Genomic DNA, 13,487 nt, shown 5'->3' on the forward strand with positions numbered 1-13,487 from the left:
GAGCACGCGAAGCGATTCCCTCCACAGTCGAAGCGCTTCGATGTTGCTGCGAGGTTAAGTGAACGACCGGGGGTGCACAAGGGTCGATTCCCAGATTCCTCGGCGGTGCGGGCGACCGGAACAACCCCCTCCGACCTTCGATATCTCAGCCTGTATGACGGTGAGGAAACGGATCCGTTGCGCCTTGGTCTCTTGACACCCACCCCACGGTCGAATGAGCATCGAAGCGCTTCGAAAGCGCCTCGCCGCTCCACCGCAAAGGGATGCCCAACGTGACCGCACAGACGACGCCCACGCCGCCTTTCCGCGATCCGCAGCTGCCGCTCGCGAAGCGCATCGACGATCTGCTCCAGCGGCTCACCCTGGACGAGCGGATCGCGTTCCTGCACCAGTTCGCCCCCGCCGTCGACCGACTCGGGGTGGCCGCCTTCCGCACCGGCCAGGAGGCCCTGCACGGCGTGGCCTGGATGGGCCCCGCGACGGTCTTCCCGCAGGCGGTGGGCCTCGGCGCGACCTGGAACGAGGACCTCGTCCGCCGCGTCGGCGAGGCGGTCTCCACCGAGGTCCGCGCGATGCGGGCCCACGACGACCGGGTCGGCCTCAACGTCTGGTCCCCCACGGTCAATCTGCTGCGCCACCCGCTGTGGGGCCGCAACGAGGAGGGCTACTCCGAGGACCCGAAGCTGACCTCGGCGATCGCCACCGCCTACACCCGCGGCCTGCGCGGCGACCACCCCACGTACTGGCGCACGGCCCCCGTGCTCAAGCACTGGCTGGCGCACAACAACGAGACCGACCGCTCCACCACCTCCTCCTCGGTCCGCCCGCGCGTCCTGCACGAGTACGACCTGCGCGCCTTCCGCGAGACCGTCGAGGCGGGGGCCGTCGCCGGCGTCATGCCCGCGTACAACCTGGTCAACGGCCGCCCCAACCACGTCTCGCCCTATCTGGCCGAGCATCTGCGGCGCTGGACCGACGAGCACCTGCTGGTCTGCTCGGACGCGGGCGCGCCGTCGAACCTCGTCGACTCCGAGCACTACTTCGCCACCCACGAGGAGGCGACCGCCGCCTCGCTGCGCGCCGGGGTCGACAGCTTCACCGACCACGGCACGGAGAGCTCGACGATGACCGGCCGTATCAAGGGCGCCCTGGACAAGGGCCTGTTGACCGAGGACGACATCGACGAGGCGGTCCGCCGCCAGCTCTCGGTCCGCTTCCGCCTCGGCGAGTTCGACGGCGACGCCGACCCGTACGCCGGGCTCACGGACTTCGACACCCCGGCCCACCGGGACCTCGCGCGGGAGGCCGCCGAGCAGGCGGTCGTCCTGCTGAAGAACGAGGGCGACCTGCTGCCGCTCGCGACCGACACCCGCGTCGCCGTCGTGGGGCTGCTCGCCGACGAGTGCAAACTCGACTGGTACAGCGGCACCCTCCTGCACCGCTCCACCCCGCTCGAAGGGCTGTACGACCGCTTCGGCGCCGAGCGCGTGGCGTTCGCGGAGGGCGTGGACCGCGTACGGCTGCGGGCGCTGTCCACCGGCGCGTTCGTCTGCGTGCCCGAGGCCGCCGAGGCCGACGACGAGGTACGGGGCGCGGAGGGCGCCCTCGACCCGGCGCTCCTGGCCGGCCGTACGGACCTGCCGCCGCTCACCACCGACCCGGACGGCACCGAACTGGCCCTCGTCGACTGGGGCGAGGGTGTCCTCACCTTCCGCGCCCCCGACGGCCGTTACCTCTCGGTCGCCGAGGACGGGTACCTGCGCGCGTCGGCGGATCAGCCGGGCGGCTGGATCGTCCAGGAGACGTTCAGCCTGGAGCCCTCCGGATCCCACGGGAACGGTCACCTCCTCAAGCACACGGGGACGGGCCGGTACGTCACTGTCGGCACCGACGGGGTGAAGGTTGCCGACGAGAATCCGGAAATCTTCGAGCTCATGGTGGTCCAGCCCGGCGAGGAGGCCGTCACCAGGGTCGCCGCCGAGGCCGACGTGGTCCTCGTCGTCGCGGGCAATGACCCGCACATCAACGGCCGCGAGACCGAGGACCGCACCGGACTCGCGCTCCCCGCCCACCAGGAGCGCCTGCTGCGCGCGGCCCGCGCCGCCAACCCGAACACCGTGCTGGTGCTGGTCTCGGCCTATCCGTACGCGGTCGACCCCGCCGACCTGCCCGCCGTCCTGTGGACCGCGCACGGCGGCCAGGCCGCCGGCACCGCCCTCGCCCGTGTCGTCGCCGGCGACGTCTCCCCCGCCGGCCGCCTCCCGCAGACCTGGTACGCCTCCGACGCGGACCTCCCCGGCCTCCTCGACTACGACGTGATCGGCGCCCGTCAGACGTACCTCTACTTCGAGGGCACCCCGCTCTTCCCGTTCGGCCACGGCCTGTCGTACACGGAGTTCGCGTACGGAAACCTGGTCGCCCACCCGGGCGATGACGCCCTGACGGTCTCCTTCACCGTCACCAACACGGGAGCGGTGACCGCCGACGAGGTCGCCCAGCTGTACGTCCGCGCCGCGGACCCGTCGGTCCCCCGCCCCCACCGCGAACTGGCCGGCCACCGCCGGATCACCCTCGCCCCCGGCGACTCGACTGAGCTGACCTTCCGGCTCCCGCTGTCCGCCCTGGAGTTCTGGGACGTGGCCCACGGCACCTGGCACCTGGAGCCCGGCGCGTACGAACTCCTCGCCGGCGCGTCGAGCGAGGACATCCGCCTCCGTACGACCGTCACCGTCGAGGGCGAGCCCGTGGCTCCGCGCCCGGTCGTCACGCACGGCCTGGACGCGGCGGACTTCGACGAACAGCGTGGCACGGAGATCGTCGACCGCACCAAGGTGTCGGGCGACGCCGTGACTCCGACGGACGGCGGCTCCGGTGAACTGCTCTTCCGGAACTGCGACTTCGGCGCGGGGATCACATCCGTCGAGGTGGAGGTGTCCGGGTCGGGCACCGTCGAGTTCTCCCTGGCCGGCGGCCCGGTCCTCGCGACACTGACCCCGGAGCGCCCCACCGGCGACCCGTACGCCTACACCACGCCGCGCACCGGCGTGACGGCCGCCGGTGTGCACGATGTCCGTCTGAGGCTGCGCGGCCCACTGCGGCTGGCGCATGTCGGCTTCTCCGGTTGAGGGTCCGGAAGCAGGCCGACACACAGAAGGGGCCCGGCACCGGAAGGCATCGGTGCCGGGCCCCTTCATCCCGGGATCTGCCCCCAGGTTACCTGAAAACGATTGTCAGAAGCTAGGGGTGGGGCGGGGTGATCTCAGTGGTGCGTCAGAGCTGGATCCCCGTCAGGACCATGACCCGCTCGTAGGTGTAGTCGTCCATCGCGAACTTCACGCCCTCGCGCCCCACTCCGGACTGCTTCACGCCGCCGTAGGGCATCTGGTCGGCCCGATAGGACGGCACGTCGCCGATGATCACGCCGCCGACCTCCAGCGCGCGGTGGGCGCGGAAGGCGGTCTGCAGGTCGTGGGTGAAGACGCCCGCCTGGAGGCCGTACTTGGAGTCGTTGACGGCGGCGAAGGCCTCGGCCTCGCCGTCCACCTTGCGTACGGTGAGGACGGGCCCGAAGACCTCCTCGCAGGAGACGGTCACGTCGGCGGGCACGTCGGCCAGGACCGTCGGCGCGTACGTGGCGCCGTCGCGCTTGCCGCCGGTGAGGAGGGTGGCCCCGGCGTCGACCGCCTCCTGGACCCACGCCTCGACCCGCTGGGCGGCGTTCTCGTCGACCAGCGGCCCGACGTCGGTGGCGCCGTCGGACGGATCACCGGTCACCTGGGCCTCGACCGCGGCGACGATGCGCGGCAGCAGCCGCTCGTACACGGACGCGTCCGCGATCACCCGCTGCACGGAGATGCAGGACTGGCCGCCCTGGTAGTTCGAGAAGGTCGCGATGCGGGTCGCGGCCCAGTCGAGGTCCTCGTCGCTCGCGTAGTCGGCCAGCACGACGGCCGCGCCGTTGCCGCCCAGCTCCAGGGTGCAGTGCTTGCGCGGCACCGAGTCCATGATCGCGTAGCCGACCTTCTCGGAGCCAGTGAAGGAGATCACGGGCAGCCGCTCGTCCTGGACGAGGGCGGGCATGCGGTCGTTGGCGACCGGAAGGATGCTCCAGGAGCCGGCGGGAAGGACGGTCCCCGCCGCCGCGCCGGTGGCGCTCGCCGTGTGGGCCTCGGCCTCGGCGAGCAGCTCTCCGATGATCAGACCGGAGAGGGGGGTGGCCGGGGCGGGCTTCAGGATGATCGGCACGCCGGCCGCGATCGCCGGGGCGATCTTGTGGGCGCAGAGGTTGAGCGGGAAGTTGAAGGGCGCGATACCGAGGACGGCGCCCTTGGGGAAGCGGCGCGTGAGGGCGAGGCGGCCCTGACCGCCGAGGTCGGTGTCGAGCCGCTGCGCCTCGCCGCTGTTGAACCGCCGGGCCTCCTCGGCCGCGAACCGGAACACCGACACGGCCCGGCCGACCTCGCCGCGCGCCCACTTGATCGGCTTGCCGTTCTCGGCGGAGATCAGCTGCGCGATCTCCTCGGTCCGCTCGACCAGACGCCTGCTGACCCGGTCCAGGACCGCGGCCCGCACGTGCGCCGGCGTCGCCGCGAACTCCTCCCGCACGGCGTACGCGGCGGCCACGGCCTCTTCGACCTGCTCGTCCGTCGGCACACTCACCCTGCCGACCGACCGGCCGTCCCAGGGCGACGTCACATCGAGCGTGGTCTCACCGCTGGCCTGACGACCGGCGAGCCAGAAGGCGTGAGTGGCGGTCATAGTCGTTTCCCGGCCCTTCGATAAATGACACTTCGACTTCCGCTCCACGGTAGGGCCGACACGGCCGGGGGTCGCTTGTCCGGCACGTATGAGAACGGCCGGGGGTTGCGCCAGTTTGGACGGGTGGGGGGCGGACGGCTTCGGACGGACGGGAAGAGCAAGCGGGGCCCCTGGGGGCACCTCTCCGTCGAGCCGGCTGCGACGATTCCCTCGTGCCCTATGACCTTGCCGTATGGGCCGGTGCGCGCCCGCTCGACGACGACCGAGCGGGCGCGGTCCACGACGAGCCCTACGAGCGCCACCTCGATTCGGACGACGATGTCGAGCCGCCGGCTCCGCCCATCGCGGCCTACGTCGAGGCGCTCCTGGAGCGCTACCCGGACGACACCGACGGCGACACCGCCCGGGCGTCCCCGCCGGTCGTCAGCGAGGCCGCGGGGCCTTTCTTGTACCTGCTCATGTCCTACGGCAGGGCCGAGGAGGTCTCCGACCACGCCGCTTCGCCGGCACGCGCGCACGGGCTCGTCCGCTACGCCCCGCAGGGAGAACGCCTGCTGACGTGAGCCGCCCGTGCGGTGCCGCACTCGGGCTCAGGCCAGGGCCGCGACCAGCAGGACGAAGGCGGCGACGATGACGGCCACGCGGGCGTAGTGGAAGCGGTCCCAGCGGGTCGCCTGCTGTTTCCAGTCCTCGGGGCGGTTCTCGGGCGTCCAGGTCCTGCCCCGGTTGTTGATCGGGACGAGCAGCAGCAACGACATGATCACGCTGACGATCAGCAGCCCGCCCGCGGTGACCAAGAGGCCCGTGCCGTCATGCTGCCGTCCGGCGACGGCCCAGACCCCGACGAGCACCAGCGAGGTGATGTACCAGACCGGCATCACCGCGCCCAGCATCCGCCCCCCGTGGGCACGGCCGAGCACCACGCTGTCGTCGGGGAGCGCGTTGAGGATCGGGTTGATGACGAAGGCGACCGAGAACTCCACCCCCACCATCAGTCCGGTGACCACGATGGTGAACACCGCGAGTGCGTCGAGCATGACGAGCCCTCCAAGAATCTAGCGCCGCTAGCTGATGAGGCAACGCTAGTACTACTGCCGCTCGATTGTCTAGCAGTGCTAGAATCGAGTCATGTCGGTACAGGAACGCAAGGAGCGCGAGCGGGCGGCCCGCGAGCGCCTCATCGTGGCCACGGCCCGGGAACTCGCCGAGCAGCAGGGCTGGGACGCGGTCACCACCCGTCGGCTCGCCGAGCGCATCGAATACAGCCAGCCCGTCCTCTACAGCCACTTCCGCGGGAAGCGCGAGATCATCGGAGCCGTCGCCCTGGAGGGCGCCGCCGAGATGGCAGCGGCACTACGGGCCGCGACCTCCGCCGCCGACGGCCCCCGCGCCCGGGTCACCGCCCTGGCCCGCGTCTACCTCGACTTCGCCGAACGCAATCCGGCGGTCTACGACGCCATGTTCCAGCTCGACGGCGGCCTGGCGTTCGCGCAGGAGGACACCCCCGAGCCGCTGAAGGACGCCTTCGCCGCCCTGCTGGAGAACCTCAGCGAGGTCGCCGGGGAGGGGGTCCACCCGGCGCTCTTCACCGAGATGTTCTGGGCGGCCCTGCACGGCCTGGCCACCCTCACCCGGGCGCGACGCCTCCCCCCGGAGGACACCGGACGCAGGGTGGAGCTGCTGGTGGACCGACTCGCCATGTTCTGACGGCCGCCGGGCCCCCGGCGGCCACACGGCCGCGGCGCGGGGGAACGCGACCTACCCCTGCCGCGACCTATCCCTTGCCGCGGCCCACCCCCTGCCGCGGCCAACTCCCCACCGCGGCCTACTCCCCCGCCGCGGCCGTCGCCTTCAGCGCCAGCCACAGCTCCATCCGTACGTCCGGATCGTCCAGGGACCGGCCGAGGATCTCCTCCACCCGGCGCATCCGGTACCGCAGCGTGTGCCGGTGCACCCCCAGATCCGCCGCGGCCGCGTCCCACTGTCCATGGCGCGACAACCACGCCCGCAGCGAGGCGACCAGATCACCCCGCCCCGTCGCGTCGTGCTCCCGCAGCGGGCGGAGCAGGCTGTCGGCGAAGGCCCGCACGGCGTCGTCCCCGAGCAGCGGCAGCACCGACCCCGCCGCCAGCTCCTCGTGCTCGACCAGACAACGGCCCCGGCGCCGGGCCACGGACAGCGCCTGCTCGGCCTGCTTGTACGCCGCGGCGGCCGCGATCGGCCCGGCGGGCGCGGACAGCCCGACGACGAGCTCCTCCTCCTCGACCGGACCACCGGCGCCAGCGGAGCCGGACACCCCGGCCCCGGCGGACGACCCACCGGCGGACACCGGATCCCGCCCCGCCGCCCTGGCCGTCTCCAACGCCACCGCGAAGTCCCCGCACGCGGCGACCGCCGCACCCCCGTCCACGGCGAGCACCACGAGCCGCTCCCCGTCGGGCACCACGAGCACCGCTTCCCCGGCACGCGCCGCGGCCGCCTCCACCACCTCGACGAGCTGCCCGAGCAGTTCCCCGCCCGAGTCACCCCCGACGGCCCCGCCCGCCGAGACCCGTACGACGTCGGCGGCCACGCCCGCAGCCGCACCCCCCGCCCCGGAGGCACGGGCCCCTTCCCTGCCCCCGCCCCCGCCGGCGACCGCGGTCCGAGCCCCTTCCCCGGTCACCCCCTCCACGGCCCCCGCGGTACTCACCGCACCCACCGCCCCTTCCACCCGCGCCCGCGCGGCCGAAGCCGACGCCGCCTCCGCGAGGATCAGCCGGAACGGGGCGTCCAGGAGGTCGCCGTACAGATCCCCGGCGACGGCGCGCGCGTGGTCGCACTCCCCGGCCAGCAGCATGCGCAGCACCGCCGCGCCGATCCGCTGCTCGGCGGCGTACAACGGGCGCGACCGTTCCGTCGTGAGGGTGAGGAGGGCGATCGCGGAGTGGACGGCGTACCGCTCGGCCGTCCCGAGGGCCGCCGCCGTGCCGACGGCGAGGGCGGCGCGGGCCCGGCGGCCGGTGCCGAGGGAGTGCAGTTCGACGCGGTCCTCGCCGCCGACGACCGCGCTGGCCGGAGCGGGCCGGTCCCGCAGCCGTTCGACGTCGGCGACGAGCCGCCCGGCCCGCCGCTCCGCCCACTCCGGCGCCACCGCGACGACCGCGCCGGAGGCGTCGTACAGCGCCGCCCACCCGTCGACCTGCCCGGCGAGCGCGCCCAGCAGCCCTTCGGGTCCGGCGGTCAACGCCTGTCGGGTGAGTTCCCGCTGCGCGGCGAACCCCGCCGTCACCGCCCGGTACTGCTCGGCGGCGATCGCGGCCGACACCGCCTTGCTGATGGCCAGGAAGGGCGTACGCCGGGGCACTTCCAGGAGGGGCAGCCCCTCCCCCGCGGCCGCGTCGACGAGCGCCTGCGGGATGGCCTCGTAGTGCACCCCGACGGCGAACCCGAGCCCCACGACCCCGGCCCCCACGAGCCTGCGCACATAGCGCCGCATCGCCTCCGGATCCTCCGCGTCCAGCTTCAACGCGGTGATCAGCAGCAGCTCCCCGCCCTCCATGTACGGCACGGGGTCGGCCAGCTCACTGGCGTGCGCCCAGCGCACCGGCACGTCCAGGCGGTCCTCGCCCGCCCGCACGGTCAGCTTGAGCGCGGAGTGGTGGACGAGCGAGGCGAGCGTCGGGGGCATGGGACCTTCAGGTCGACGTCGGAGGCGGAGGGAAGGGCGGCCGAGGGACGGGCCACGCCTCTTGGCCGCCGCGTATGAACGGCCTGTCCCGATTCTGCCTCACCGTACGATCACAAGTCCCACGCACCGCACACCCAATGGCTCAAATCGAACGGCGCTCCGACGGCCCGGCGCGAGCCCGGGCCTCCTCGCACCCGGGCCCGTCCCGCTCAGCCCCGCAGGTCCACCAGCAGCGGCGGCGCGTGCTCGCCCCGTACGTTCGTCAGCGACAGCACCGCGTGCCCCGGCGGCACCCCGTGCGCCAGTTCGGACGCCGACCACCGCTCCCGCTCCACCTGCCGTACGGTCACGGCCCGCGCGGTGGGGGCGTGGCCGGTCATGACCCGGCGCAGCGCGTGCCAGGCCTTGCCCGCCGGGGAGTCGGCGATGATCTGCCGGTCGGTGACGTCCCGGGCCTCGGTCCACTCCTTGCCCCACACCTCGGCGAAGTCCTGCCCGTCCCACGGGGTGAGCCCGGACAGCGCCATCCGGCAGCCGGTGGCGCCGAGGAGCGGGCCGCGCAACGGCCGGGGCACGTCGTCGAGGGTGCGCAGGGTGAGGACCGCCCCCGCGTTGGTGGACCGCAGCCGCTGGATGCCACGTACGGCCTCCGGCGTGACGACACCCGTGGCGTCGTCCAGCACGAGACAGGCGAACAGCGAGCGGTCCTCCCGGACCGCGACGCTCGCGGTGAACTGCGCGAGCACCAGCCGCGCCAGGATGCGCGAGGCGTCGGCGTGACCGCGCTCGGGGAGGTCGATCCGGACCCGTACGGGGTGGTCGAGGGCCCGCAGGGAGAAGGGCCGGGACTGGCCGGAGGTGTCGAAGAACCCGGCGAAGGCGGGCCGGTCGAGCAGGGCGACCCGGTCCGCCAGGACGCCCCCGAGATCCCCGGGGTGCCCGAGCTGGCGTTCGCGCGCGTCCAGCTCCCGCAGCAGCGACTCCTGCCCGGCGTCCTGGAGGGCCTCGCGCAGCTCGCCCAGCGGGCCGGGGGCGCCGTCCAGCAGCTGGCGCAGCTGCGGTACCGACGGGAACCGTCCGTGCACCGCCTTGAACGGGCCGAGCAGCTGGGCTAGGACCGTGGTGGAGCGGCGGCTGTCGCCGCCGGGGTGCGGGTCGGTGAGATCACCGACGAGCGCCTCGGCGAGGACGGCCGCGGCCTCGTCGGGATCGGTGGTCCCGCCGTAGAGGTCGAGGTCGTACACGGACTCCGGGTTACCGATCCGCACGACGACGTCGTACGCGTCGGCGGGCCCCAGCCCCGCCCCGGCCGCCCCCACGACCACCACGGCGGCCCGCCCGGCGAGCGCGTGCAGACACAGCGACTCGGCGACGGGCCAGACGACGCTGCCGGTCTTGCCCGACCCGGCGGGCCCGACGGCCAGCAGGGACGTGCCGAGCAGTTCGGGGCCCAGGGCGAGGCCCGTGCCGCGGTAGGCGTACGGGTTGCGCGGGTCGTCGACGGTGCCGCCCAGGCGGACCTGCCCGGTGACCAGGTCGTGCCTGGCGAGCCGGGCGGGCAGGTCACGCTCTCCGGAGGGGTGCAGGCACGCGGCCGCCCCGTCCTTCAGCACGGCGCCGGTGAACGTCGCCAGGCTGTGCCGGCCGCTGCGCACGCCCTGCCACGCCCGCATGATCCGCGCGTGGTCCACGTCCCGCATCAGCCCGGCCCCCGCCTCGGCCACCAGCCGCTCGGCCGCCTCCCCGGCCCCGGCCTCCCGAAGCTGGTTCCACTGGGCGGGGTCGTCCTGGGGAGCTGGAGTCGCCGGCTCAGGTTGCCGCGCGTGGAAGCGTGGAGCGACGAATCGGCGCCACACCTCGCCCCAGCGGCCGAGGCGGGCCACTGCCAGCAGGATCATCAGTGCGACGAGCAGCTCATAACCGCGATACAGGATGAATGTGCCGACCTGACCTCCCGCTCCCGAGCCGCCCTGCCAGGAGTCAGGGGCGATCAGGTCGAGCGGGATCCACCACCAGTAGCCGAGATAGCCGTTCTGCAGGAGCGACCAGACGAGCCAGCCCACCAGAAAAGCGATCAGCGCGCCTCCGAGAAGCTGTCGTTTCGGGATCTCGTCGGGCTCTTCATCGGGGCGCGGGGTGTGCCCGAACCGCCACACTCCGGGTGCCGCGTCCGGTCGCGGTGCCCGCAGCCAGGCGAGGAACGCAGAGCCGTCCGGCATGGGAGGTGCTCCCGGTGCACGCGCCGGCCGGGGGGGCATCGTCGGCATCTCCGGCGACCCCGCCGGACGCGGCACAGGATTCGCATGTGTCCCCCGCGCGTCCCGCGTCCCGTCGCTGTTCATCGCGCTTGCCCCCTGACCAGCCGTTCCGTCCACCATCAGCGAGCCAATCTAACGCTCCCGCATGGGGAGTTCACCGTTTACGCGGCCGGGCGAACCCGTGGGCTCACCGTATTACGCGGCCGGGCGCACACCCGTGCCACCGTTCCTCCATGTCCAACCCGGACAAGACGAACACCCGACAACGCCCACATGGAGCATGCCCACCCACCGGCCCCCGCCCTAGCCTGCGAGAACAGAGACAAGCCGTCCGCACCACTCCAGGAGCCCCACATGAGCGCACTTCCCCAGGAGCGCCGCGTAGTCACCGCCATCCCCGGACCGAAGTCCCAGGAACTGCAGGCTCGTCGTGTCGCCGCCGTCGCGGCGGGCGTGGGGTCGGTGCTGCCCGTGTTCACCGCGCGCGCGGGCGGCGGCATCATCGAGGACGTCGACGGCAACCGGCTGATCGACTTCGGCTCGGGCATCGCCGTCACCAGCGTCGGCGCGAGCGCGGAGGCCGTGGTCCGCCGGGCGACCGCCCAGCTCCAGGACTTCACGCACACCTGTTTCATGGTCACCCCGTACGAGGGCTACGTCGCGGTCGCCGAGGCCCTCGCCGAACTCACCCCGGGTGACCACGCCAAGAAGTCCGCGCTGTTCAACAGCGGCGCCGAGGCCGTCGAGAACGCGGTGAAGATCGCCCGGTCGTACACCAAGCGGCAGGCCGTCGTCGTGTTCGACCACGGCTACCACGGCCGCACCAACCTCACGATGGCGCTGACGGCGAAGAACATGCCGTACAAGCACGGCTTCGGCCCGTTCGCGCCCGAGGTGTACCGCGTGCCCGTGGCGTACGGCTACCGCTGGCCGACCGGCCCGGAGAACGCGGGCCCGGAGGCCGCCGCGCAGGCGATCGACCAGATCGCCAAGCAGGTCGGCGCGGAGAACGTGGCCGCGATCATCATCGAGCCGGTGCTCGGCGAGGGCGGCTTCATCGAGCCGGCCAAGGGCTTCCTGCCCGCGATCCGCGAGTTCGCCTCCGCCAACGGCATCGTCTTCGTCGCCGACGAGATCCAGTCCGGCTTCTGCCGCACCGGCCAGTGGTTCGCGTGCGAGGACGAGGGCATCGTCCCGGACCTGATCACCACCGCCAAGGGCATCGCCGGCGGTCTCCCGCTCGCCGCCGTCACCGGCCGCGCGGAGATCATGGACGCGGCGCACGCGGGCGGCCTCGGCGGCACCTACGGCGGCAACCCCGTCGCCTGCGCGGGCGCCCTCGGCTCGATCGAGACGATGAAGGAGCTCGACCTCAACGCCCGGGCCAAGGCCATCGAGGCGACGATGAAGGCGCGGCTCACCGCCATGGCCGAGAAGTTCGACGTCATCGGCGACATCCGCGGCCGCGGCGCCATGATCGCCATCGAGCTGGTCAAGGACCGTACGACGAAGGAGCCGAACCCGGAGGCGACCGCCGCGCTGGCCAAGGCCTGCCACCAGGAGGGGCTGCTGGTCCTGACCTGTGGCACCTACGGCAACGTCCTGCGCTTCCTGCCGCCGCTCGTGATCGGCGACGACCTCCTCGACGAGGGCCTCGACATCATCGAGCAGGCGTTCACCCGTATCTGACACACGTCCGGGACCACCGGACGGGCGTGCGAGGGCCCCGTTTCGCGGGGCGCTCGCATACGGAACCCCCCATCCGTCCCCGACGTCCCACGCTTCCCGGAACCGGAATCCGCCGCCGGATTCCGGTCCCTGTGGACAAGCGTCAGAGCACGTGAAGAAGGTGTGCAAGGTGCATGTCGGGTCACGATTGCGCCTGTCGTCGACGCCTTCCCTGTCGTAGGTTCTGATGCAGATGAGAGATACACCCCGCCCACAGGGGACTGTGGGTGACACCGGGTCGGGGCCTCCCCAGCTTCGCCCTGGTCGTGCCCTCGCGCACACACCCGGAGCTTCCGGCTCCGGATCTCCTCACCGATCGGATGGCCGCCCGCCCCAAACCCCCCGGGGCGTGCGGCACACCGATCAGGACGGCCGTCCTCGAACCACCCCCCCTGTTCGAGGACGGCCGACCACCCCCTCCGGTCGCAGCGCCGCCCTCCTCCTTCTCGGCGGCGCCCCGGCCCTCCTCTTCGCGCTGATCACCTGGCAGGTCCTCGCGCGCGGCCCGCTGGCCCGCCTGGACGAACGCCTCAGCGACTCCCTCGTCCACCGGGGCGCCCCCACCCGGTTCCTCGCCGACCTCGGCAACATCACGGTCGCCGTCCCTGTTCTCGCCGGGGTGCTCCTGTTCGTCGCGTGGCGCACGCGCGCCACCGGTCGGGACCACTGGTGGCGGCCGTCCGCCGCCGCGGCCCTCCTCATGGCCCTGGTGCCCCTGTGGGTCGTCCCGCTGAAGGAGCTCATCGCCCGGTCCGGCCCGCCGGTCATGGGCCCGGGCACGGGTTTCTACCCCTCCGGCCACACCGCGACCGCCGCCGTCGCGTACGGCGGCGCCGTGCTGCTCCTGCTGCCCTGGCTGCGCGGCGTGCTCGCGCGCCGCGCGGTCGTCGTCCTCGCGGTCGTCGTGAACATCGGGGTCGGCTTCGGCCTGGTGCGCCAGGGCTACCACTGGCCGCTCGACGTGGTGGCGAGCTGGTGCGTGTGCGCGCTGCTGCTCTCCTCGCTGTGGTTCCTGGTGCGGCGCCGTCCCGGATGACGTGCGCGGTCCGTTCGGCGTGCGAAGTCCGTTCGGC

At 72.9% G+C, this 13,487-nt stretch carries 9 protein-coding genes; 5 read left to right on the forward strand and 4 right to left on the reverse strand.

Translation table 11 applies throughout. From position 1 onward, the window contains the following. The first annotated feature begins 272 nt into the window (after positions 1 to 272). Positions 273 to 3,125 carry a glycoside hydrolase family 3 C-terminal domain-containing protein gene (locus ACZ52C_RS28620; RefSeq protein ID WP_469077471.1) on the forward strand — a complete coding sequence of 951 codons (2,853 nt, stop codon included), beginning with the start codon at positions 273 to 275 and terminating at the stop codon, positions 3,123 to 3,125. 145 nt (positions 3,126 to 3,270) lie between these two features. Here ACZ52C_RS28620 and ACZ52C_RS28625 read toward each other — a convergent pair whose 3' ends face one another. Beyond that, the gene (locus ACZ52C_RS28625; protein WP_469077472.1) at positions 3,271 to 4,758 is read right to left on the reverse strand and encodes an aldehyde dehydrogenase family protein; all 1,488 of its coding nucleotides are present in this window, start codon (positions 4,756 to 4,758) and stop codon (positions 3,271 to 3,273) included. A gap of 212 nt (positions 4,759 to 4,970) precedes the next feature. On the opposite strand from ACZ52C_RS28625, the gene ACZ52C_RS28630 reads away from it, so the two are divergent. Further along, entirely contained in the window at positions 4,971 to 5,321 is a 351-nt protein-coding gene (locus tag ACZ52C_RS28630; RefSeq protein WP_469077473.1) for a hypothetical protein, read from the forward strand. 27 nt (positions 5,322 to 5,348) lie between these two features. Here ACZ52C_RS28630 and ACZ52C_RS28635 read toward each other — a convergent pair whose 3' ends face one another. After that, a complete protein-coding gene (locus tag ACZ52C_RS28635; RefSeq protein WP_469077474.1) occupies positions 5,349 to 5,795 on the reverse strand; it encodes an anthrone oxygenase family protein in 447 nt (148 codons plus the stop codon). Between the two features lie 91 nt (positions 5,796 to 5,886). On the opposite strand from ACZ52C_RS28635, the gene ACZ52C_RS28640 reads away from it, so the two are divergent. Beyond that, on the forward strand, positions 5,887 to 6,465 hold the full coding sequence (locus ACZ52C_RS28640; protein ID WP_469077475.1) for a TetR/AcrR family transcriptional regulator: 579 nt from the start codon (positions 5,887 to 5,889) through the stop codon (positions 6,463 to 6,465). 118 nt (positions 6,466 to 6,583) lie between these two features. On the opposite strand, the gene ACZ52C_RS28645 is transcribed toward ACZ52C_RS28640, so the two are convergent. Together ACZ52C_RS28645 and ACZ52C_RS28650 are read right to left on the reverse strand one after the other, a co-directional pair. Then, positions 6,584 to 8,428 (reverse strand): PucR family transcriptional regulator, encoded by a 1,845-nt coding sequence (locus tag ACZ52C_RS28645; protein ID WP_469077476.1) that lies wholly within the window; start codon positions 8,426 to 8,428, stop codon positions 6,584 to 6,586. A 209-nt stretch (positions 8,429 to 8,637) separates the two neighbouring features. Next, positions 8,638 to 10,770 (reverse strand): ATP-binding protein, encoded by a 2,133-nt coding sequence (locus ACZ52C_RS28650; RefSeq protein ID WP_469077477.1) that lies wholly within the window; start codon positions 10,768 to 10,770, stop codon positions 8,638 to 8,640. Positions 10,771 to 11,040: 270 nt separating this feature from the next. Between ACZ52C_RS28650 and gabT the strand changes: the two genes are divergently transcribed. Both gabT and ACZ52C_RS28660 read left to right on the forward strand, forming a co-directional pair. Then, positions 11,041 to 12,375 (forward strand): 4-aminobutyrate--2-oxoglutarate transaminase, encoded by a 1,335-nt coding sequence (gabT, locus tag ACZ52C_RS28655; protein ID WP_469077478.1) that lies wholly within the window; start codon positions 11,041 to 11,043, stop codon positions 12,373 to 12,375. Between the two features lie 388 nt (positions 12,376 to 12,763). Then, a complete protein-coding gene (locus ACZ52C_RS28660; RefSeq protein WP_469077479.1) occupies positions 12,764 to 13,450 on the forward strand; it encodes a phosphatase PAP2 family protein in 687 nt (228 codons plus the stop codon). Positions 13,451 to 13,487 lie beyond the last annotated feature (37 nt).

The sequence above is a fragment of the Streptomyces sp. NPDC034049 genome (assembly GCF_055575575.1).